18 protein-coding genes and 1 other RNA gene are annotated in these 22,169 nt (G+C 72.9%); 6 read left to right on the forward strand and 13 right to left on the reverse strand.

Translation table 11 applies throughout. The features are described 5' to 3' along the window. Positions 1-2: 2 nt before the first annotated feature. From ACWEGE_RS39405 to ACWEGE_RS39445, 9 genes are all read right to left on the reverse strand, one after another. The gene (locus ACWEGE_RS39405; protein WP_449665583.1) at positions 3-2,069 is read right to left on the reverse strand and encodes a magnesium transporter; all 2,067 of its coding nucleotides are present in this window, start codon (positions 2,067-2,069) and stop codon (positions 3-5) included. Beyond that, positions 2,066-5,014 (reverse strand): ATP-binding protein, encoded by a 2,949-nt coding sequence (locus ACWEGE_RS39410; protein WP_449665584.1) that lies wholly within the window; start codon positions 5,012-5,014, stop codon positions 2,066-2,068. Before ACWEGE_RS39410 ends, ACWEGE_RS39405 begins: the two co-directional genes overlap by 4 nt. A 3-nt stretch (positions 5,015-5,017) precedes the next feature. After that, on the reverse strand, positions 5,018-5,548 hold the full coding sequence (locus ACWEGE_RS39415) for a hypothetical protein (protein ID WP_449665585.1): 531 nt from the start codon (positions 5,546-5,548) through the stop codon (positions 5,018-5,020). 10 nt (positions 5,549-5,558) lie between these two features. Beyond that, positions 5,559-5,825 carry a hypothetical protein gene (locus ACWEGE_RS39420; protein ID WP_449665586.1) on the reverse strand — a complete coding sequence of 89 codons (267 nt, stop codon included), beginning with the start codon at positions 5,823-5,825 and terminating at the stop codon, positions 5,559-5,561. Positions 5,826-6,280: 455 nt separating this feature from the next. Continuing rightward, a complete protein-coding gene (locus tag ACWEGE_RS39425; protein ID WP_449665587.1) occupies positions 6,281-7,135 on the reverse strand; it encodes an SCO6745 family protein in 855 nt (284 codons plus the stop codon). 203 nt (positions 7,136-7,338) lie between these two features. Then, an RNA gene (rnpB, locus tag ACWEGE_RS39430) (RNase P RNA component class A) lies at positions 7,339-7,733 on the reverse strand. A 19-nt stretch (positions 7,734-7,752) separates the two neighbouring features. Next, positions 7,753-8,988: an NAD(P)/FAD-dependent oxidoreductase gene (locus ACWEGE_RS39435; RefSeq protein WP_449665588.1), complete on the reverse strand. Its 1,236-nt coding sequence runs from the start codon at positions 8,986-8,988 to the stop codon at positions 7,753-7,755. After that, positions 8,985-9,797, reverse strand: a complete 813-nt coding sequence (locus ACWEGE_RS39440; protein ID WP_449665589.1) for a ferredoxin — start codon at positions 9,795-9,797, stop codon at positions 8,985-8,987. The genes ACWEGE_RS39435 and ACWEGE_RS39440 overlap by 4 nt, the downstream gene beginning before the upstream one ends. A gap of 8 nt (positions 9,798-9,805) precedes the next feature. Next, positions 9,806-10,474 carry a DUF4142 domain-containing protein gene (locus tag ACWEGE_RS39445; protein ID WP_449665590.1) on the reverse strand — a complete coding sequence of 223 codons (669 nt, stop codon included), beginning with the start codon at positions 10,472-10,474 and terminating at the stop codon, positions 9,806-9,808. A 248-nt stretch (positions 10,475-10,722) separates the two neighbouring features. On the opposite strand from ACWEGE_RS39445, the gene ACWEGE_RS39450 reads away from it, so the two are divergent. The 4 genes from ACWEGE_RS39450 (at position 10,723) to ACWEGE_RS39465 (ending at position 16,115) form a co-directional block, all read left to right on the forward strand. After that, positions 10,723-11,301 carry a sigma-70 family RNA polymerase sigma factor gene (locus ACWEGE_RS39450; RefSeq protein WP_449665591.1) on the forward strand — a complete coding sequence of 193 codons (579 nt, stop codon included), beginning with the start codon at positions 10,723-10,725 and terminating at the stop codon, positions 11,299-11,301. Beyond that, positions 11,298-11,705 (forward strand): hypothetical protein, encoded by a 408-nt coding sequence (locus ACWEGE_RS39455; protein WP_449665592.1) that lies wholly within the window; start codon positions 11,298-11,300, stop codon positions 11,703-11,705. The genes ACWEGE_RS39450 and ACWEGE_RS39455 overlap by 4 nt, the downstream gene beginning before the upstream one ends. A 31-nt stretch (positions 11,706-11,736) precedes the next feature. Further along, positions 11,737-14,571 carry an AAA family ATPase gene (locus ACWEGE_RS39460; RefSeq protein ID WP_449665593.1) on the forward strand — a complete coding sequence of 945 codons (2,835 nt, stop codon included), beginning with the start codon at positions 11,737-11,739 and terminating at the stop codon, positions 14,569-14,571. A gap of 302 nt (positions 14,572-14,873) precedes the next feature. Further along, positions 14,874-16,115, forward strand: coding sequence for an SLC13 family permease (locus ACWEGE_RS39465; RefSeq protein ID WP_449665594.1), 1,242 nt, complete (start codon positions 14,874-14,876; stop codon positions 16,113-16,115). Here ACWEGE_RS39465 and ACWEGE_RS39470 read toward each other — a convergent pair. The 4 genes from ACWEGE_RS39470 to ACWEGE_RS39485 form a co-directional block, all read right to left on the reverse strand. Next, positions 16,099-17,841, reverse strand: coding sequence for a hypothetical protein (locus ACWEGE_RS39470; RefSeq protein ID WP_449665595.1), 1,743 nt, complete (start codon positions 17,839-17,841; stop codon positions 16,099-16,101). The two genes, ACWEGE_RS39465 and ACWEGE_RS39470, sit on opposite strands and share 17 nt — an antisense overlap. Before the next feature lie 184 nt (positions 17,842-18,025). Further along, a complete protein-coding gene (locus ACWEGE_RS39475; RefSeq protein WP_449665596.1) occupies positions 18,026-19,243 on the reverse strand; it encodes a bifunctional RNase H/acid phosphatase in 1,218 nt (405 codons plus the stop codon). Then, positions 19,240-19,977, reverse strand: a complete 738-nt coding sequence (locus ACWEGE_RS39480; protein WP_449665597.1) for a zinc ribbon domain-containing protein — start codon at positions 19,975-19,977, stop codon at positions 19,240-19,242. The genes ACWEGE_RS39475 and ACWEGE_RS39480 overlap by 4 nt, the downstream gene beginning before the upstream one ends. 10 nt (positions 19,978-19,987) lie before the next feature. Beyond that, positions 19,988-20,818 carry a Nif3-like dinuclear metal center hexameric protein gene (locus ACWEGE_RS39485; RefSeq protein WP_449665598.1) on the reverse strand — a complete coding sequence of 277 codons (831 nt, stop codon included), beginning with the start codon at positions 20,816-20,818 and terminating at the stop codon, positions 19,988-19,990. Positions 20,819-20,849: 31 nt separating this feature from the next. Here ACWEGE_RS39485 and ACWEGE_RS39490 point away from each other — a divergent pair, with 31 nt between their 5' ends. Both ACWEGE_RS39490 and ACWEGE_RS39495 read left to right on the forward strand, forming a co-directional pair. After that, on the forward strand, positions 20,850-21,416 hold the full coding sequence (locus tag ACWEGE_RS39490) for a chorismate mutase (protein WP_449665599.1): 567 nt from the start codon (positions 20,850-20,852) through the stop codon (positions 21,414-21,416). A 277-nt stretch (positions 21,417-21,693) separates the two neighbouring features. After that, positions 21,694-22,155 carry a low molecular weight protein-tyrosine-phosphatase gene (locus ACWEGE_RS39495; protein WP_449665600.1) on the forward strand — a complete coding sequence of 154 codons (462 nt, stop codon included), beginning with the start codon at positions 21,694-21,696 and terminating at the stop codon, positions 22,153-22,155. The last annotated feature ends 14 nt before the right edge of the window (positions 22,156-22,169 follow it).

Genomic DNA, 22,169 nt, shown 5'->3' on the forward strand with positions numbered 1-22,169 from the left:
GGTCACCGCCCCAGCACTTGGTCGGTGTCGCGCGGCTCCTCGCGGACCTCGATGCCCCGCGACGGCCGGTAGAGCACGAACACCGGCTTGCCCGCGACGACCTCGGGGTCGACGCGACGCGGCTGGGCGCGCACACCGGGCGTGCGCGGCGCGAAGTCGCTGAAGGTCGACTCGGGCGGGCGCAGGTCGGACGGCACGACGACGGGCTCGGGCTCGTCGCTCCAGCGCCGGTCGGCCACCGGCGAGGTGTCGACGCGCCGGCTCTCCTCCCGCGTCGTCGGACGGCCACCGGCGCCGACGACGACGTACTCGCCGCCGTCGCCGTTGGCCGGGTTGTACTGGCCGAACACCGGCGCGCCGGGACGGCCGCCCGCGGGCAGCGCGCCCGCGGAGCCCCCGCGGGCCACGGCTCCCGGCCACGCGCCCGACCAGGCCGCGGCCGGCCGGGAGGCACCGTTGTCGAGGCGCTGCGCGCTGGCGAAGATGGTGGCTTCCGGCCGGAACCGGCCACCGCCGGCGGTGGCCCCGAGCGGGCCGCGCTGCTCGCCGTCGACGACGTCGTCGGTGTCGCGCACGTTCTGCCAGAACTCGTCCTGCGGCGTCGGGCCGTTCTTGTTGCGCCGGAACCGCGAGAAGATCCCGCCGCCCGGCGACGGCACGGCGGCGCCGACCATGCTGACCGACATCTCGACCATCTGCCACAGCCGGCGCACCGGCCGCCCGACCATGAACAGCAGCACGGTGATGAGCCCGGCGAGCACCATCTGCGTGAGCATGTTCAGCGAGTTGCCGGCGTCGAAGATGGCTTGCAGCAGAAGGGCGTGCACGCCGGCGAGCACGGAGAGCACGACGAGGTTGAAGGCAACGCCGCCGGCGACCTTGAGCACGCGGCGCAGGATCTCCGGGTGCAGCAGGGCGACCAGGCCGATGAGCGGCGCGGTGAGGGCGAAGAGGCGGATGAGGACCTGGGCGAGCAGGACGCTGGCCTTGGCCAGGAGCTGGAAGAGGGAGTAGACGAGGGCCTGGCCGAGGGAGAGGAAGCCGGCGCCGGTGCGGCCGCCCGCCTCGCCGGTGAAGTAGCCGGTGGCCGGGCCGAGCTTGGTGGAGATGTCCTTGTAGGCGTTCTTCTTGCCGTCGATGACGGACTGGTTGCCGTCGTCGCCGTTGCGCAGCTGCGCCCACGTGAACGCCTGCGCGTCCAGCAGCGGGCGGCCGAACTGGTCGGCCTGCGGCGCGGTCGGTGAACCGAACTCCCCGCGGATCCAGTTCTTGTAGACGATTTCGTTGTGCAGGTTCGTCGGCAGCACGTGCCGCACGACGCGGTTGTCCGCGTCGTCGACGAACCCGGCCTGGATGTTCGTCGTGGTCTGGACGATCGCCTTGTCGATCGGGTCGAAGTACCGCAGCATCGCCAGCGACGACGCGGCGAGCCAGACGCCCGCCAGTGCGTACAGCGCCCGTTTGCTGACCGCCGCGAGGTCACCGCGCCAGATGTTGCGGAACAGCATGATCGACATGACCAGCGCGACCAGCCCGAACAGCTGGGCGTAGATGTTGTTGTAGACCTTTTCCGCGCCCGACTTCACCGCGCTGTAGAGCGGGTTGAGCAGACCACCCTCGAGCACGGTGTAGTGCAGCGAGTTCGTCGCGCCGACGATGTTCTTGCCCAGGTTGAACAGCTGGTTGCCGCCCCAGGTGTCGAGCGTCGAGCCCGGCGGCGTCAGGCTGATGCCGGAGCAGTTCGTCTCGAAGGTGTTCCAGACGAACCCGGCGTAGCTGTAGTCGACGTACGGGCTGCCCGCCTCGCCGTGGCCTTCGGCGGGGTCGATCGCGCCGACCATGCCCGCGCCGGGGCGTTCCGGGTTGGGTGCCTCGCCACAGGCCGCCGCGCTCGCCGCCGGGGCGGTCGCGATGGCCTGCAGCCCGAGCACGACCATGACGGCGAACATCGTCGCCTTGCGTCCCGGCGTGCGCCGCCCCGGCCGCGGACCTTCCTTGATCCGCCGCTTGAGCGAGTGCCATCCCGCGGCCAACGTCAGCAGGGCCGCCAGCGTCAGCACGGTGTTCATGCGGCGTCCCGGCCGGTGCCGCCCTTTCCACCTGACCGGGCGTGTTGCTGCCCGCCCGACGGCTGGACGCCGCCCTCGACCTCGCCGGTCTCGGATGCCAACGGGTCCGGGGCGCCCAGGAGGTTCTCGTCGGCCAGGCCGACCTCCAGTTCCGCCGCCAGCTCGAAGTCCTGCTCCAGCTCGATGTCGTCCTCCGGGGGCACGGCGACGTACGGCTTCTTCTCCTCCGCCGGCAGCGCCAGCTCGTTGCCCGGACGCCGCGACGGGGCCGCGTCCTTCGAACCCGGGGTCGTGTCCATGACCGCCCGCAGGTGGTCCAGGTGGGGGCCGGAGAAGTCGACGCGGATGCGCTCCACGCCGCCCGCGCCGTCGCCGAAGATGAACTGGCGGGGCTCCACGTCCCGCTCCAAGCCCCGCTGGGCCCCCGGACGACGGCCCAGCGCGGCCACGACCTGCTCGTAGCCGACGCCGACCGGGACCTTCAACAGCCGCAGCGCGTCGGCCTGGGCGTCGTCGTCGTCCAGGCGACCGACGAACACCGAGTCCAGCAGGGCCACGAAACCCTGGATCTTCAGGAAGTCCGCCGGGATCTGGGACGACAGCAGGACGCGGACGTTCCACTTGCGCGAGTCGCGCGCGAAGCGGTTCATCAGCACGCGGCCGGTCGGGACCTCGGACAGGAAGAACGCCTCGTCGATCCAGACGCCCTTGCGCATCTCCTTCGGCTTCTCGTACACCGACCGCTGGGTCAGCCACGCCGCCAGGTTCAGCATCTCGACGCCGAGGGACTCCGCGTCCGTCCAGTACTCGCGGGGGACGCCGTCCTTCGGCAGGGTCAGCCCGGCCATCGTCAGGACCGTCAGCCGGTCGTCGCGGGTCTCCGAATACGGGTCCGCGTCCGACTCCGGGATCAGCAGCGCCATCCGCTCGCGCATCTCGTCCAGGAAGTCCGCGACGACGCCCGCGTGCTCGTGGTGTTCCGAGGAATCCCGCCGGAGCGCATCGATTACCTGGCCGGGATCGGCGTCGAAGCGGCCGCCCACGGCCCGGACCGCGCGCAGCAGCACGATCCGCGTCTGCGCCATCCGGGACACCTCGTACGGCAGGACACCGGTCAGGACGTCCAGCACGAGACGCCGCCGCGTCGCGCCCGCGAGGGCCTTTTCGCGGCGCCACGAGCGCTCGGGGTCGTCCTCGTCCATGAAGTGCTCGATCAGCGGCTCGGCGACCACCCGGTACGGGTTCAGGATCCCCGGCTGCGCGTTGAGCAGGTTGATCGGCCGCGCGTAGGGGCGCAGCTCCGGCAGGTCGCACAGCCGCGACAGCGGCCCCGACGGGTCGAGGATCGTCCAGTTCGCCCCCGCGCGCAGGGTCTTGTAGACGATGCCGCCGCCGAGGAACGACTTACCACCACCCAGCCCGGCCACCATCGCGGTCAGGCCGGAGCCGTCGCGGATCTCCTGGGCCATCCACGGGTCCCAGGCCACCGGGCGGCGGGTTGCCGTGCAGGTCTCGCCGAGGAGGATGCCGCGGCGGTCGCCGACCTCGGCCGTCGCCGTCGGGACCGCCGAGGACGCCCAGACCACCGAGCCGCGGCGCATGTACGCCGCCGAGGCGAGGGGCTCGCCCGGGATGAACTCCCGGGCCATCGCGTACTGGGCTTCGGGGTGCTCGATGGCGATCTTCGGCTTGTACAGGTCGAGCAGCTGCTGGGCCAGGCGCAGCGCGTCGCGCTCGGTCGGGCCGGACACCGCCAGCCGCCACCAGGACCGGACGCGGGTGGCCAGCGCGGTGAAGCCCGACGTCATCTCGTCGTCGATCTCCAGCACGCGCCCGGCCTGCCGGGACAGCGACTGCGGCGGCTCCAGCTCGTGCTCGTCGGTGTAGTGCTTGACCTGCGAGCGGACCTTGTTCATCTGCCGCTGCAGCTCGCCCGCCACCTCTTCGGGGCGCCGGACGTAGATGCGCGCGGACACCTCGACCGCGGCGGGCAGCCGGTCGGCGTGCTGGATCCACGGGTCGTCGACCTCGGGGATCTGCAGGCCGTGCATCTGCCCCACGGTGAGGATCGCCAGGTGGCGCGAGACGCCGGCGTTGGAGCCGGTGCGGCCGCGGACGGTCACCGTCGGCGCGTACGGCTCGGCGTAGAAGTCGGCGGCGTCGGTGAAGCTGGCCAGGTCCTCCGGCTCCCAGGCCGCGCCCGGCACGGCGGGCATGTTCCGCGGCGCCGGCAGGCCCAGCGAGCAGGACCGGTGCATCAGCCAGGACATCTCCTCGGCGTGCACCGGACGGCCCTCCAGCCCGGCGCTGCCGATGACCTGGTCGAGGTGCTCGACCTCGGAGTCGAGGGCGGTCAGCTCGGCGTCGACGGCCTCGGGCAGGATCTTGCGCAGCACCGGCGCGGCGCGCTCGACCGCGCGGTCGACCATCCGCCGGGTCTGCACCTGGACGCCCAGGTAGACCTCTTTTTCGGCCATCGAGCGGCCCATCAGCTGCTGCTGCTCGCCGATCAGGTAGTCGTCGAACGACAGCGCACCCGGGACGTCGCCGGGGCGGTTGTGGGCGTTGTAGACGTGGGCCTCGGCCCACATCCGGATCGGGTACGGCCGGTTCGTCACGCGCAGGTGCAGCCAGCGGCCCTGCAGCTCGGCGTACTGGCCGGCGATGGCCGCGATCAGGTCGCGCCGCTGCGAGTCCGAGCGGAACGACCAGCGCTGCGGCGCCAGCCGGTACCAGGCGTAGACCTCGACGCCGGTGCGGACCAGGTGCCCGTCGATGCTTCGCACCGCGATCGACGGGGTATACGCGGGAATCGCCTGCTCACCGGGCAGGCGCGCCTTGTTCCCCGAGCCGTTCCGCGACGCGCGGACCTGCTCGGGCGGTTGCCATGCGCCCGAGTGGGTGTCCCGACCCCGTTTTCCTCGGCTACCGCCGCGACCGAACAACGACTACCTCCCGGCCCGAGCCGGGTTGCCCCGGCTCCGGCGCGCTCGTGGTGCTCCCTGGTGAACCGACGCAGTGCCGCGAAACGCCCCCGCCGAAGCCGGGGGCACGGGTGGAACGGCACCCGGCGGGCCGCCGTGGTGCCGGTACTGCCGCCTCCGCTTGTGCTTCGGCAGCGGGCGCTCGGCCCGCACCCGGACGCGGCTGGCGCTGACCGCGCCGCCCGTGCCCGTGGTCCGTACCCGCGGCGTGTTCAGCTCGCGCCCCGCCATCGCGACCACGGCGCCGAGCGGGCGCTCGTGGCTGATCTTGGCCGTGAGCAGCCGGGTGATCACGATGGTGGCGACGAACGCCCACGCCGTCGAGAAGAACCCGAAGCTCCACCCCGCCCAGCGTTCGACGCCGAGCACGAGGAAGAACGTCGGGATGCCGATGAGCCAGGCGACGTACCGGGCTCTCCAGGGAAAAGTCGCTTTCGGCGGGCCGAGCCACACGGCGTCGACCCGGTAAACCTCGTCGTCGGTCCTGATGCGCACGCCGGCCGCCTCAGCCGGTGAACAGGCCGGCGATCCACTGGCCCACGTTCACGCCCGCGCCGCTGACCGCGAGACCGATGATGGCGAGCGCGATGACCACGCCGGCGAGCCGGCGCATGACACCGGCGTTGTCGCCCTTACCGCCGCCCAGCCACAGGAGCAGGAGTGCGACGGCCAGCAGCACCAGGGGGATGACGTTGTCGAGCAGCCACGTGCGCACGTTTCCCGTGCCCAGTTCGCCGGCGGCCAGCGTGTCGAGGGTGGTCAAGGTCATCATCGTGATACTCCCGGTGCGCGGTGGGGGCCGCGCGGTTCTGGCTCCGGCGGTGCTTCGAACAACATCATGGGGGCTACGAGGGGTAGTGGTCAAAGTGCGCTGCGTAGAGACCGGCTGGCTCGTCAACCGGCGTGGTGCGGATGGCACGCGAAAACTCCACGCCCACCATCATCGCGGCAAGGGCCCTCGGGTTGAACCCCGGCCACCCATACTTCTCAGTGTGCTGACGAACTCACCCCATTGCCCGGGATTTGCTCACTGTGGGTACTTGCACTGTGGCCGTTGTGCGGCCTGGAACAGTGTTGCATGACACGAACGGCCGCGTCCCGCGAGTCCGCTCTGTGACGACGGTCGGCCGGTCGGCACCCATGTCGATCTTGGCCGCGAGCGCTGTCCGTCACGAGGTGTCCGATACTTCACAACTTTTTCACTACATAGCGTGATCTTGGCCGGTTTCAGGGCCGCCCGAGCGCGAAGACGCCGTCCGGGAAGGCGCCGGCCTCGACGACCCGGCGGCTGAGGCCGCGGCACAGCTGTTCGAGCCGGGCGGTCCGCTCGGGTCCCAGGTGGTCCCACGGCCCGCGCGCCGCGGTCTCGGTCGCCACCTCGAGGCGCTCGCGCAACGCGGCGCCGGCGTCGGTCAGCGCGCCGTCGGCGCCGAGGATCCCGCGGGCGCTCAGCCGGCTCTCGGCGGCGGCCCACTGCTCGTCGCTCCAGCCGCGGGAGCGCTTTGCGACGGCGACGTTGAACCCGCGTCCGGTGGCGCTGTGGGTGACCAGGGCCTCGAGCCCGTCGAGCCCCTCGAGGACGAGGGCGGCGATGTGCCCGTCGCCGCGGTGCTCGCGCAGCAGCGTGACGGCGTGCCAGAGGACGAGGTGCGGCTCACCCGGCCAGGCCAGCCCGGCGTGGCCCGCGTAGAGCGGACGGCCTTCCGCGTGGCAGCCGGCCGTGGCTTCGTGGGCGAGTTCGGCGGCCTCGGCGACTTCGTCGCTCTTCACGTGGTCGCCGAGCAGGCGGGTCAGCGCCCGGTCGGCGCCGTCGAACCGGGCGTCGAGGACCTGCTCCGGCGTCGCCAGGGTCCAGGCGCGCGGGATGGCGCGGGCGACGACCTCGGGGTTGAAGTTGTAGAAGGTGGCCGCGACGACCTCGGGCCCGACGGCCCCCATGGCCGCGGACCGGCTCGCGAGGTACGGCATCCGCCCGGGCCGGAGCCCGGTGCCGGTGAGCGCGGCGTCGACCTCGGGGGCGAAGTACACGAAGGCGTGCAGGGAATCGAAAGCCGACTTGAACCGCTGCTCGTCACCCGCCATGCCCGCACCCTACTACCGAGTAACCACCCGGCGGAACCACACTTCGGCGGCCTGGAAGGGGCATCACGCGTGATCGAGCAGTCGACACGCGTGACTGAGAGGTCGACACGGCTTCGAGCTGCCGGTTCCGCCGTGTCGACCCTTTGTTCACGCGAGTTGACCCGCTGATCACGGGTGATGGCCCGTGGAGCAGGGGGTGGAGGCGGACGAGCGGGCATGTAAGCCGGATCCTGTTCCCCGGTCGCCTTGCGGCTCGCGGGGCGGCGGCCATCCATCTCGGCCTGCCGTCGCCGGCAGGCTCCAGCGGCCTACCCGCAGGCTCGGACGGGCCGTCCTCGAACGCCTGCGCAGGAGCCCGCAGGCTCCCTCTTGGCCTTGCTCCGGGTGGGGTTTACCTAGCCGTCCCGGTCGCCCGGGACGCTGGTGGTCTCTTACACCACCGTTTCACCCTTACCCCCGCACGAGGCGGGGGCGGTCTGTTTTCTGTGGCACTTTCCCGCGGGTCGCCCCGGGTTGCCGTTAGCAACCACCCTGCCCTGCGGAGTCCGGACTTTCCTCGGGCCGGGTCACCCCGGCCCGCGACCGCCCTGCCAGCTCGTCCGCAGCTGGATCGTAGCTCAGTGGCCCGCCACGGCCTCGGTGTGGTGGCGCGGGCCGACCCGCGGCGGCGGCATGGCGGGCGCGGGGTGCTGACGGGCCAGTTCGGCCGTCCAGTGCAGGACGGCGGCGGGGCTGTCCAGGCCGATCAGGCCGACGAGCCGGCCCTGGCGGACGAAGCCGGTGATCGGCCGGGTGCCCGGGACCGGCGATTCGAGCAGCACGGTGTCGGTCGCCAGCGCCGGGCGGCCGGCGACCTGGATCCGGACGCCGTGCTGTTCGGACCAGTAGCGCGGCACCGGCGTGTAGGCCAGGGCGCCCTGGGGGCCGGTGAGCAGGTTCTCGGCCGCGGCGCGGCTCATCTCGACGGCGTTGAGCCAGTGCTCCTCCCGTTGGGGCGTGGCGTCGAAGCGGAGGTTGGGCCAGCGGGCGACGTCGCCGGCCGCGACGATCGTCGACGAGCCGACGACGTGGCAGGTGGGTCCGCAGACGACGCCGTCGTCGAGCGGCAGCTTGGCGCCGCGCAGCCAGGACACCGCCGGGACGCTGCCCACGGCGACGACGACGACGGCGACTTCGAGCGCGCGGCCGTCGGCGAACTCGAGGCCGACGTGCGTGGGCGCGGGCCGCCAGCGGCGGATCGTGGTGCCGGGTTCGAGGCGGACACCGCGGGCGGCGTGCAGGGCCGTGAGCCAGTCGCCGATGTCGGGCCCGAGGACGTCGGCCAGCAGCGATCTCCCGCGTCCGAAGAGGACGACCTCGCGGTTCATCTCGCGCAGGCTGGAGGCGACTTCGCAGCCAATGAAGCCGTCGCCGATGACGGCGACCGGGCCGGGGTTGGTGCCGAGGGCGCGCTGGAGGGCGATCGTGTCGGCCAGCGTCCGGACGACGACCACGCGCGGGTGGCCGTGCGGCGCGCCGGGCATCCGGCGCGGCTCGACGCCGGTGGCGATGATCAGGCCGTCGTAGGGCAGTTCCTCGTCGCGGAGGTGGACGACCTGCCGGTGCGGGGAGAGCGCGGTGACCGGCGTGTCGAAGCGCCATTCGGCGTCGACTTCGAGGGGGTCGGCGAGCAGGGTGTCGGCGCGGCTGACCGCGCCGGTGAGCAGCTGCTTGGACAGCGCCGGGCGGTGGTAGGCGATGTCGGGTTCGGCGCCGAGGACGACGACTTCGCCGTCGAACCCGAGTTCGCGCAGCCGTTCGGCCGCGCGCAGGCCGGCCAGGCCGGCTCCGGCGATGACGATGCGTTCGCTCATCGGGTGGCTCCCAACAGGTGGATGGCTCTCATGGGGCAGGCCCGCGCGGCGGCCTGGACGTTCGGGACCAGCTGGGCACCCGGGCGCTTCTCGTAGGCGAGCTGCCCGTCCTGGCCGAGCCGGAAGACCTCGGGCGCCTCCGACTGGCAGACCCCGTAGGCGTGGCAGCGCTGGCTGTCGACGTCGACGCGCACGGTGACCGGTTCCAGGCCGTCCTCGGCGGGCGGCGGCGTGACCAGCCCGGCGCGGGCGAGCACCGAGGCCGGCAGCACGCGCAGGACCGACATCAGCACCGGCGGGACGAGCAGGGTGATGCCGGCGAGCCAGACGACGGCGAGGTGCCCGCTCGAGATGGCGCCGAGCCAGGCGTGCCCGGCGAGCAGGCCGACGGCGAGGTACCCCACCTGGTGGAAGCGCAGCCAGCGGCCGTCGCGGACGCCGCGGCGCAGCCCCGCCGTCACGGACACGGCGACGACGAGTTCGAGGCCGGCGATGCCGAGCGCGTGCCGCGGGGTGCCGTCGTAGAAGGGGACGAGCAGGTCGGCGACGCCGAACGGGTCGTCCTCGAGGAAGAGGAAGGTCAGCCCGTGCAGGGTGCCGGTGGCGAGGGTGAACGCGGCGAGCACGACGTGCCCGCTGCGGATCGCGTCCTGGCCGCTGAACCGGCGGACCCAGCCGGTGGCGGCGAGGACGCCCCAGCACAGGGTCAGGCACATGCAGACGTAGGTGAGGCGGCCCGACAGCGTGGCGGCCTCGGCGATCCCGGTGTCGTGCGGCGACACCGGGACCAGCGCGGCGGATGGGGACATGGTGCGGCTTACCTCCGGGAGCGCGGCGCGGGCCTGCCGGGGGTTCCGAGCAGGCGGAGCAGGCCGAACGTGGCGACGGCGGCGAGGGCCACGAGAACGGCGCCGGCGGCGACGGCACCGCCGCCGAGGGTGTCGTCCTCGGTGGCGGAGACGAGCAGGGACGTGGTTTCGGCGAGGCCGGTGCTCTCGAGGAGCGTCAGGTGGCCGAGCGAGGTGTCGACGGCGGTCTGGGCGAACGCGCGGACGTCGTCGTCGCGGGTGCCCGCGCGGACGTCGGAGGCGAGGGCGAAGAGCGTGCCGTACTCGGCGCGGAGGCGGTTGACGTAGGCGCGGTCGAACGCGTCCCCGGAGTCGCCGGCGATCTCGTCGGCCCAGGCGCGCTCCTGGTCGGTCGGCTCCCCCGGGAGGGTGACGGCGAGGCGGTCGGCGACCGCGCGCAGGGCGACGTCGAGGCGGGCCTGGTCGTCGGCGATGCGGACGGCGACGGCGCGCACGCGCCGGTTGGTGGCCCGGTCGACGGCGAGCCTGCTCGACGGCACGGCCCACAGCGCGTGCTGCTTGAGCCGGGTCAGCAGGGCGCGATCGGTCTGCTGCAGTTCCCCGGCCGACGCCGGCAGGGCACAGCCCAGCGCGAACGCGGCCGCGGCGGCCAGCAGCGCCACGAATCGGAGCGGCATCCCCGTTGTCCCTTCGCAAAGGAGTCCTCACCTCCTGTTACGGGGCGAAGGCGTGTCGCGGTTCTCGCCGTCACCTTTTAGTGACCTGTGACCTGTATCACAAGACACATTCTGAACCGGTCCGCGGCGACGATCGTCGAAGCCGCGTCGAATTGGGCGGGGAAACTAATACATATGGCCTATTAAGTGTTTTTGCGCTACGCTCCGATGACCCCACGGTCCGCCAGTCAGGTGAGGTTGCGAGCTTTATGGAAGCACCGGGAAGAGAAAGTCGCGGCCACGTCGGCTACGCGTCGTCCGCGACGGCGGTCGACACTGGCCCCGCCGCAGGAGACGACCTCGTCCCGCTGCTCTACAAGGACTTCCGCGCGACCCTGTTTGCGCAGGTACTGAGCCTGACCAACCACGACCGGCAGTGGACGGAAGACGTGGTGCAGGAGACCATGATCCGCGCCTGGCAGCACTCCGACACGCTCGAGCGCGAGCCCGGAATGCTGCGCGGATGGCTGCTCACGGTGGCCCGGCGGATCGTCATCGACGGCTGGAGGAATCGCCGCGTCCGCCCGCAGGAGGTCGCTCTGGAGATCCCGGAAAACGCCGAGTCCACGGACCGCACGGACAGCTCGTTAGCCGCGCTAACGATTACTCGGGCATTGCGGGAACTGGATGCGAAATATCAGTCCGTCATCTACGAGACGTATCTCGCCGGAAACACCGTTCGGCAGGCGGCGGAAATTCTCGGAATTCCGGAGGGAACCGTCAAATCGCGGTTGTACACGGCGATGCGGCAATTGCGGAAGGCACTCGGGGAAGTGACGATCCGATGAGCGGGCGGAAGGGGGAGGCCGCGGCCTACGGGCTCGGCGTCCACGACGATCCGGAAGAGTTCGAGGCCCACCTGCTCGGGTGCGCCCGCTGCCGGGGCCGGGTCGCCGGGTTCACCCCGGTGGCCGGGGCGCTGGCGGAAGCGGTGCGGCTCGGCTACCTGGCACCGGGTGACGGTGCGGCCCGGCGCCGGAAGCCCGCCGGGGCGGCAGGGCTGCGGGGCCCGGCGGCCGGCCCGCTCCTGCTGCTCACGCTCGGCGTGGCCACGATGGCCCTCTGCGCGGCCCGGCCGGCTCCCGGGAAGATCCGGTTCGCATCCGCTGCGTCCATCGTCTCCCCTGGTCAGGTCGTGGCCGGTACCGGCCGCGCTCCGCGGTGTCTCCCGTGGTCGGCCGGTTTCCAGTAGTCTGCCCCAACCCAACATGAAAGTCCTTACGGTGGATACCGAAGTAAATCCCGAGCACCCCGCCAGCGGGGCTTCGGTACCGAAGCGTCCCGCCCCGCGGCTGCCCGGCCGCGAGCCCGAGCTCGGCCGCCTGACCGGTCTCTTCCCGGGCGTGCTCGGCGGCACCGCCGCCAGCGCGGTGCTGGCCGGCGAGTTCGGCATGGGCAAGAGCGCCATCCTGCGGGCCGCCGCGGCGCTCGCCGCGGACGCGGGCTTCACCGTCGCGATGGCCACCGGATCGCGGCTGGAAAGCCACCTGGCCGGCGGGCTGGTCCGCCAGCTGGCCGACGCGCTCGAGGGGCCGGAGGCCCCGCCGCGCCCGCCCGTCGCCGAGCTGTGCGGGACCGCAGGCGAGGGCGAAGCGCTCGACCTCTTCTTCCGGATCGTCCGCGACGCGACCGACCGCGGGCCGCTGTTCCTCGGGATCGACAACATCCACCTGGCCGACGCCTGGTCCATGCGGTGCCTGGCCTACCTCCGCAACCGCGTGCTCGACCGGCCGGTGCTGCTCGTCCTGACGTCCGTCGTCGGCTACCCCCAGCACCGCGAGGTCTCGCTGCTGGACATGGTGGGGAGCACGCCGCTCACGATCACCCTGAACGGCCTCGGCGACGCGGCCGCGGCGGAGATCCTCGGCCTCGCCCCGGGCGAGCTGGCCTCCGCCTGCCGCGAGGCGACCGGCGGCAACCCGGTGCTGCTGCAGGCGCTGCGGCCGCGGCTGCTGCCCGGTGCGGACCCGCACGAGCTCGGCTCGTCGCTGATCGGACAGGTGCTCACCACCCGGCTCCAGGAGTTCCCGCACACCCCGGCCATCCTGCACGCGGCGGCGATCCTCGGCGAGGACGCCGGCTTCGACCTGCTGGCCCGGCTGGCCGGCGTCGACGAGCTCGACGCGCTGCAGGCGATCGACACGATGGTCCGGCTGCACGTGCTGAACAACAGCGACCAGCCGGCGCTGACCTACTCGTTCGTCCGCAACTCGCTGCTGAAGGACATGCCGCAGACCACCCGGGCGGTCAACCACTCCCGGGCGGCGAAGCTGCTGACGGAGGCGGGGGCCCTGCCCGAGCGCGTGGCCGCCCACCTGCTGGAAGCGACGTCGATCCGGATCCCGTGGGCGGTGGACGTGCTGCGGCTGAGCGCGCGCGACGCCGTGTTCTCCGGACGGCCCGAGCTGGCCGCGCGGCACCTGCGCCGGGCGCTGGAGGAGCGGCTGACGTCGGGGCGCCGGATGGCCGTGCTGCTGCAGCTCGCCCACGCGGAGTTCCAGTTCGACCCGCCCGGCGCGGCGCGGCGGGTGCGGGAAGCGGTCGACACGGTCGGCAACCGCGAGACGGCCGCCTACATCGCCACCGCGATGCTGCTGTCGCTCTGCGGCGGCCAGGACGCCCGGCTCGGGATCAGCGCGGCGGGCCAGATCGCGGCCCGGCTCGACGCGGGCGGCCCGGACGCCGTGTGGCCGCTGCTGTGCATGACCTACCTCGCCGAGGCCGGCAGCCGGCTCGGCCCGCCCCCGGAGTTCCGCGACTTCGAGGAGCAGTGGGCGCCGCTGACCGACCCGGCGGCCCAGCGGAGCCGCTCGGCGCTGCTGGCGCTGGACGCCGTCCGCAGCGGCGAGTCGGTGCAGGACGCCGTCGGCCACTTCGCCGACGCGCTGAGCCAAGCCGGGGACTCCGCGCCCCGCGGCGTCCCGGAGCGGAGCGGCGACGGCGGCGAGCTGTTCGAGCAGCACTACTTCTTCACGCTGGCGACGGCGGTGCTGGCGGACGAGCCGGCGCACGTCGACCGGCTGTGCCGGGTCCTCGACGTCGAGCGGGAGCCGTGGGACGTCCACGTGCCGCACGGCGCGCTGCCCACCCTGGCCCGCGGGATCGCCCTGCAGGCCAGCGGCGACCTGCAGCGCGCGAGCGTCCACTTCGAGTCGCTGCTGCGCCGGTTCGACGAGCGCGGGGCGACGACGATCTGCCCGGTCGGCGTGCTGTGCGCGGCCAAGCTCGTCGAGTGCTGGGTGGACCTCGGCCGGTTCGAGGCGGCGACGTCGTTGCTGGACCGGATGGACTTCGTCGCCAGCCAGGGCCTGTTCACCCACACGTACCTGTTGTATGCGCGGGGCCGCCTGCGCGTCGCGACGGGGTACACGCGCTTCGGGTTCGAGGACCTGCTCAGCTGCGGACGACGGCTGGCGCACCACGGCATGCGGTTCCCGGGGTTCGTGCCCTGGCGAGCGCACGCGGCCCGGGCGGCGCTGGCGCTGGGCCAGACCGACGACGCGGCCCGCCTGGCCGAAGAGGACATCAACGCCTCGGCCCGCTGGGGCGCGGCCCGGCCGCTGGGCACGGCCCTCACGACGCTCGGGCTGGTCCGCGAGGACGACGAGGCCGAGCGGGCGCTGCAGAAGGCGATCACGACGCTGCGCTCGTCCCCGGCGCGGCTGCAGCTGGCGACGGCGCTGACGGAGCTCGGCACGCTGCAGGCCCGCCACGGCCAGTCGGAGAAGGCGATCGAGACGCTGCGGCAGGCGGTGGAGCTGAGCGAGCAGTGCGGAGCCCGGCCGCTGGCCCGGAGGGCGGCGGAGGAGCTCCGCTCGGCCCGGCGGGCGTTGACGCCGGCGAAGGACAACGAGCACGGCTTGACCCGGCAGGAGAACCGGATCGCGGTGATGGCGGCCCAGGGGCTGACGAACCGGGAGATCGCAACAGCCCTGCACCTGACGCGGCGGACGGTGGAGCTGCACCTGTCCGGGGCGTACCGGAAGCTGGGGATTCCGGGGCGGGCGGAGCTCGGCGGGGCGCTGGCGAAGTCTTCGCAGCGGGTGGATGGTCGCTGAGGCTGGGTTGCGGCGCGACAGCGCGGCCGCTCACCAAACCTCGGGTGGCGGGCACGGCGGCGCGCTCTGGCAGCGCGGCCGGTCGCGGTCACTGAGCCTGGTCCGCGGACGACCGGCCGCCCACTCGTACTCGGGTGGGCGAGCTTCCGAGTCCGGGAAACGCGAGCCGCGCGGGACGATCGCCGAGCCGCAGCCTGCTTCAGCCGGTGCGTCCGGTTTGGACTCCCGCCCGCGGGGGCGCCCCCCGAATTCCACGCTACCCGGTGGCACCGACAAAAACCGGGCGCGGTTAGCGTGACCGGGTGAACCTCCTCGCGGGCGTGGCCAGCCTGCTGCTCCTCGCCGGTGTGCTCGTCTTCGCCATCGTGCGGCCGCGGGGGTGGCCCGAAGCCGTTGCCGCCGTGCCCGCCGCCGGGGTTGTGCTGCTGCTGGGGCTCGTTCGTCCCGGCGCGGCCGGGGAGCGGGCCGTCGAAATCCTGCCCACGTTGGGGTTTCTGGCCGCCATCCTGCTTTTGTCCTTTTTGGCCAGTGTGGACGGGGTCTTCAGCTGGCTCGGCAACCGGCTCGCCGAAGCGTGCCACGGGCGGCCGCGGCGGCTGCTGGTGCTCACCTTCGCCGCCGCGGCCGGGGTCACCGCGATCCTCAGCCTCGACGCCACCGTCGTGCTGCTCACGCCGGTCGTCCTCGCCACCGCCACCAGCCTGGAACTGCCCGCGCGGCCGCACGTCTACGCCTGCGCGCACCTGGCCAACTCGGCGTCGACGCTGCTGCCCGTCTCGAACCTGACCAACCTGCTCGCCTTCGCCGCCTCCGGGCTGACCTTCGCCGGGTTCACCGCGCTGATGGCGCTGCCGTGGCTGGTCACGATCGGCATCGAACTGGTCGTGTTCCTGTGGTTCTTCAAGGCCGACCTGCGGCCGCGCGAGACGCCCGAACCGCGGCAGCACCTCGAGACGCCGACGTTCGCCCTCGTCGTCCTCGGCCTGACGCTCGCCGGGTTCGCCGTCGGGCAGCTCGGGCACGTCGAACCCGGGTGGATCGCCGCGCTGGCCGCGCTGGTCCTCGGCGTGCGCGCCGTCGCGCGGGGCAAGATCCGGCCGTGGCAGCTGGTCAGCGAGGCGGCGCCGCAGCTGTGCCTGTTCGTGCTGGGCCTGGCCGTCGTCGTCGAAGCCGTGTCGGAGCACGTCCTCGGCGGCGTTCTCCGCGACGTCCTGCCGACGGCCACCGGCCTGCTCGACCTGCTGGTGGCCGCCGGGGTGGCGGCGCTGCTGGCCAACCTGGTCAACAACCTGCCCGCCACGCTGATCCTGCTGTCGGTGCTGGGCCCGCACCCCGCGCCGGGCGTGCTGCTGGCGGTGCTGCTCGGCGTCAACATCGGCCCGAACGCGAGCTACCTCGGCTCGCTGGCGACCCTGCTGTGGCGCCGGACGCTCCCGAAGCCGCCGTCCTTCAAGACGTTCCACGTCCTCGGGGCGCTCACCACCCCGCTGAGCCTGGCCGCGGCGACCGTCGCGCTCTGGCTGGGCCTCAGCTGGGCATCGTGATGGTCTGGCCCGGCTTCATCGTCGCGCCGCAGTCGTCCAGCGGGCCGCCGAAGCGGTCCGCCGCCACCTCGGGGATCGTCTTCGCCGCGTAGTCCTGGGCCGCCTTGAGCTTGGCCGGGTCGGTCACCGCGTCGCGGCGCACCCAGTCGCCGTTGCGGAGGCCCTCGATCGGCGACGAGTAGATCAGCACGTAGTCGCGGTCGAGGCGCCGGTCCAGCGCGATCCCGTTGCCCGCCGCCCAGGGGCCCCACGAGTGGATGAAGGTCGGCTTGACCGTGTCGAAGACGTAGTTGCGCAGGCCGGCCAGGTCGTTGTCGTGCACCAGGTCCGCGATCGGCTTGTTGACCAGGCCCGCCATGTCGACCAGCTCGAGCCGGCTGGTCATCGACGACCCGCCGAGGTCGGGCAGCAGCAGCGACGCCTTCTGCAGGCCGAGGATGTCGGCGTAGGTGTTGAAGCCGCGGCCGAAGCGGTCGGCCACCAGGCACGCCGTGATGTTGGGGTTCTTCGCGAACTTGTCCGCCGCGGCCGCGAAGCCGACGGCCGACGGGACGAACGCGCCCACCAGCACCACGACCACGCCGACGCGCAGCAGCGCCTGCCGGTGGCGCAGCAGCTCACCGGCCGAGAGCGTGCCGGCGATGACCGCCAGCGGCCAGATCGGGCTGGCGAAGCGGTGCTGGTACATCCAGTCGGCGACCATCACGCCGTACGCGACGATGCCGAGGCCCAGCGGCACCAGCAGCGCGATCAGCGGACGCCGCCACGGCGCCTTGACCAGCGCGAACAAGATCACCAGGGCCAGCACGATCACGCCCGCCCAGCCCGCGTAGCCGACCAGCTCGAACGGCCGCTTCACCGCGTCGAACCCGGGCAGGCCCTGCTGCTTGGCCACCGACGGGTTGGCCAGCAGGCGGCCGAACTCCGCGTGCCGCCACACGACGTACGCGCCGAACGGCACGGCGAACGCCGCCACCGACAGCAGCGCGAGCCGGAAGCTCTTCCAGAACAGCCCCGAGCGCAGCAGGAACAGCGCCGCCAGCGGGTACGCGCCCGCGTAGATCAGGCCTTCCGGGCGGGTCAGCGCGGCGAACGCCACCATGACCCCGGCCCACACCGCGACCTTCGGCGTCAGCAGCACGTCCCGCTTCACCGAGACGAACAGCGTCACGCCCAGGGTGACGACGGCGAACGCGAACAGCGAGTTTTCCAGGCCCGAGACGACCCAGATGACGTACGACGGGATCGTCGCCAGCGTCAGGCCGGCGATCAGCGTCGCCAGCCACGCGAAGCGGGTGAAGATCTGCTTCGCCGCGATGTGGCAGGCCGTCAGGACGCCGCCGGTGAACAGCAGGCCCAGCGCCTTCGGGAACAGCACGTAGTCCGGGATGCCGAAGAGGGCGCCGTGGTCGAAGAGGCCGACGAGCTTGCCGAGGCCGAGCAGCACCATCCAGGTCGGGTCGGAGAAGCCCTCGACCGGCGGCGCGCCCGGCTGCAGCACCGGGCCGAGGCCGTCGGCGAAGCTGCGGGCGTAGGAGAAGGTGATGGCGGCGTCGTCGACGATCCAGTGGCCGTAGCGGGTGGCGTGCACGGCGACCGCCGCGACGCCGGCGAGCACGGCCAGCACCGGCGCCAGGCGCGCGCCCCAGCCGCGGGTGGCCGTGGTGGTGGCCGGGTCCTCGGGGACGTCGCTCGGGGAGGTCTCGGTGAGTGCGCTAGCCGTCATGTCCTCGTCACTGTTCCGCCCGCAGGCTTCTGCCGGTGGGATACGCGCGAGCTGGCGCCCCCTGACTGGGTCGATCTTGCCGACCCGCCACCGCGGCGACGCGGTCGAGACACTGTAGCCAATACCCCATCCGGGGTCGGCCACGCGTCGGGCTTGAGCGTGATCCACCCCACATTTTCACTGGTCAGACGAGGTGCGAAGTGTCGTTGACGAGGCGGACCGAAGCGTTCCCGTCCGGGTAGAACTCGACGATCGACAGCGACGCCAGGTCCAGGTGCAGCCGGAACAGCAGCTGCGGCCCGGCGTCGAGGCCCATCCGGAGCAGCGTCTTGATCGGCGTCACGTGGCTGACCAGCACCAACGTCTTGCCGCCGTACTCGGCGATGAGCTCGTCGCGGGCCTTGCGGACCCGCCGGTGCACGACGTCGAAGCTCTCCCCGCCGGGTGGCGGCACCGAGCTGTCGCTCAGCCACGACCGGTGCAGTTCGGGGTCGCGGTCGGCGGCCTCGGCGAACGTCAGGCCCTCCCACTCGCCGAAGTCGGTCTCGATCAGGCCGGGGTGGGTCTCGACGCGGCCGCCGAGCGCGTCGGCGACGGCCTGCGCGGTCTGCTTCGTGCGGGTCAGCGGCGAGGAGATGATCGGGACGGCCTCGCCGTCCACGACCAGGCCGTCCATCGCGGCCAGCCGCTTCGCCGCCGCCGCGGCCTGCGTGCGGCCCAGTTCGGTCAGCGGGACGTCGCCGCGGCCGGAGTAGCGGCGCAGTGCCGACATCTCCGTCTGGCCGTGGCGCAGCAGGAGCAGCCGGGTCGGGGTGCCCTTCGCGCCGGTCCAGGCCACGGCCGCGCGGTCCGGCTTGCGGGTCGGCAGCTTGGGCAGGGGCGACTCCGGGGCAGCGGCGTCCCGGGTGGCGGTGGGGCCCGGCTCGACGGGGAACGACTGCCGGGCGTGCCGGGAGGCGCGGCCGGCGGTGTCGGGGCGCCCGGCGGCGGGCTTGCCGGTGGCCGCGTCCATGGCCTCGTTCGCCAGCCGGTCGGCGTGGGAGTTCTGCGCGCGCGGGATCCACTCGTACTTGACGCGCGAGAAGCCTCCGGCCAGCTCCTTGGCCCGCTCGGCCAGCGGCTGCATGTCCGGGTGCTTGATCTTCCAGCGCCCGGACATCTGCTCGACCACGAGCTTCGAGTCCATCCGGACGTCCACAGTGGACGCTCCGAGCTCGGCCGCGGCGGCGAGGCCCGCGATCAGGCCGTTGTACTCGGCGACGTTGTTCGTGACGACGCCGAGGCTTTCCTTGCGCTCGGCGAGGACCTGGCCGTCGCTGTCGCGGACCACCGCGCCGTAGCCGGCGGGCCCGGGGTTGCCCCGGGAGCCGCCGTCGGCCTCGACGATGACGTGCGACGTCACAGACCCGACTCCAGCGTCCGGACCAGGATCGCGCCGCAGTTCTCGCACTGGATGACGTCGTCCTCCGGCGCGGCCTTGATCTCGTTGACCGTGTTGCGGTCCAGCTCCAGCTGGCAGGCGCCGCAGCGGCGGGCCCGCAGCAGCGCGGCGCCGATGCCCTTGTGCTCGCGGACGCGCTCGTACAGCTTGAGCAGCGGTTCCGGGAAGCGCGGCACCAGCTTTTCGCGGTCTTCGGCGCGGCGGGCGCGGGTGGTGTCGAGGTCCTTGAACGCCTCGTCGCGGCGGGCGATCGCGGCGGCGACCTCGGCCTCGGCCTTGTCGACCTCGGCGCCGGTGCGCTGCGCGTCCAGGCCGAGGGCCTCGCGCTGCTCCATCAGCTCCAGCAGGTCGTCTTCCAGCGCGCGCTGGCGGCGCTCCAGCGACTGCAGCTCGTGCTCGATGTCGGTCATCTGCTTCGAGTTGACCGAGCCCGACGCCAGGAGCTTGCGGTCGCGGTCCTCGCGGGCGCGCACCGACTCGATCTCCTTCTCCTGCCGGGCGATCTCGCGGTCGAGGTCGGAGGCGGCGGTCTCCACCGACACGAGCGCGTCGCGGCGCTCGCGGACGGTCTTCTCCCCCGCGTCGATCTCGGCCAGCTCCGGCAGGGTGCGGCGGCGGTGCGCGGTGCGCGAGAGCTCGGCGTCCACCTTGGCGAGCTCGAGCAACTGGCGCTGCACGGCGGGTTCGGCCTTCACGGTGCTCCTCTTAGCTAGATGTGCGCTCGGCGCGGACGGTCCACGGGTCGGTGCACCGCGTGGACACGTGAACGTCGACGTTACCCGCAAAGGCCCGCGCCACGAGCGCCGAGGCTTGCCCGCACCAGGGCCACTCGCTGGCCCAGTGGGTCAGCCCGACCAGCGCGGGCACCGGGCCCCGGCCCGCGAGGTGCTCGCCGGCGGGGTGATGCCGCAGGTCGGCGGTGACGAAGGCGTCGACACCGGCCTCGGTGGCCCGGGCGAGGTAGGAGTCGCCGGCGCCGCCGGACACGGCGACGGTGCGGATCGGGCGGTCCGCGTCGCCCGCGCCGAGCACGCCGGGCACGGTCGCGGGCAGGGCGTCGGCGACGCGCCGGACGAACGCCGCGAACGGCTCGGGCTCGGGCAGTTCGCCGATGCGGCCGATGCCGGTGACGCCGTCGGCCTTGGGCTCCAGCGGCCCGGTCACGCGGAGCCCGATCGCCTGCGCGAGGGCGTCCGAGACGCCGGGGTCGGCCGAGTCGGCGTTGGTGTGCGCGCAGTAGAGGGCGATGCCCTCGCGGATCATCCGGTGCACGAGCGAGCCCTTGGCGGTGTCGGCGGGCACGCCGTGCACCCCGCGCAGCAGCAGCGGGTGGTGGGCGACGATCAGCTGCGCGCCGAGCTCGACGGCTTCGTCGACGGTCTCGGCGACCGGGTCGACGCAGAACAGCACCCGGCTCACGGGCTCGGCGGGGTCGCCGCAGACGAGACCGACGGCGTCCCACGACTCGGCGAGCTCGGGCGGGTAGGCCCGCTCCAGCACGGAAATGACTTCGGAAAGGGCGGATGGCGCGGACACGCGGTGATTTTCGCATGTACCTTCCGGGGTCATGCGCCTTCGGTCCTTGCTCGTCACGGTGACGGCGGCCCTCGCCGCGTCCTTCCTCTTCGCAGCGCCCGCTTCGGCTTCGGGTTCGTCGTCGTTGTGGCGGCTCACCGACCTGGCGGCCCAGCGCGTCGCGATCGCCGACCAGGTGGCGGCGGCCAAGTACGGCACGTCGTCGCCGATCGACGACCCGGTGCGGGAGCGGCAGATCTACGACTCGGTGGCGTCGCGCGCGCCCGGCCTCGGCCTGGACCCGGCGGAGGCGGTGCGGTTCTTCCGCGCCCAGATCGAGGCGAACAAGCTGGTGCAGCGCGGGCTCTACGCGCGCTGGGACGCCCACCCCGCGGAGGCGCCGTCGACGCGCCCGGACCTCGGGCAGCTCCGCCCGGTGATCGACGGGCTCAACACGGGCCTGCTGACGGAGCTGGCGGCGACGGGGCCGGCCAGGGCGGCGCGCTCGTGCCCCGTCCGGCAGCTGGTGACGGCGAACGTGGTGGACCTGCTCCACCGGTTCGACGCACTGCACGCGCGCGCTCTCGGTGAAGCGACTTCGGCGACCTGTTCGGCTTAGGGGCGCCCCGGCGGCTTCGGGCCGCCGCGGGCGCCGGGTGGGATCAGTTGCAGTTGCCGCAGCAGCCGCAGCCCTGGCCGGTGCACTTCGAGCAGCACCCGTGCATGATCGCTCTCCTTCCGGTTCGCGTCCTCGCCCGATCGACGCTAAGTGGGCGCCGCGGGCCGCGGATACCGCCGAGCGGGCGGGTGACCGGGTGAACGCGGCGGTTACGCACGGGACGCACCCGCAGGTCCTCGGCGGGTGACCGCGCCGTCCCGGTCGTTACCCTCGGGGCGTGACGCACATCGTCTTCGTCTGCTCCGGCAACATCTGCCGCTCCCCGATGGCCGAGCTGGTGTTCCGGACCAAGCTCGCCGACGCCGGTCTCGCCGACGCCGTGCGCGTGACCAGCGCGGGCACCGGCCCGTGGCACGCCGGTGAACCCGCCGACAAGCGCGCCCGCGCGACGCTGAAGGCGCACGGCTACGCGACCGCGCACGTCGCGTCCGAAGTGTCCGACGAGGACCTGGCCGCCGACCTCCTGCTGGCCGCGGACGAGGGGCACCTCGAGTTCCTGCGCGCGCGGGTCGCCGATCCGGCGAAGGTGCGGCTGCTGCGGTCGTTCGACCCGTCGGCCCCCGAAGGCGCCGAGGTCCCGGACCCGTACTACGGCGGCGACGACGGCTTCGAGGACGTCCTCGGCATGATCGAGCGCGCGGTGCCCGGTTTGCTGGATTGGGTGCGTTCGCCGCGGTAGAGGTCACAGCCCGC

It is taken from the genome of Amycolatopsis sp. NPDC004747 (assembly GCF_053601335.1).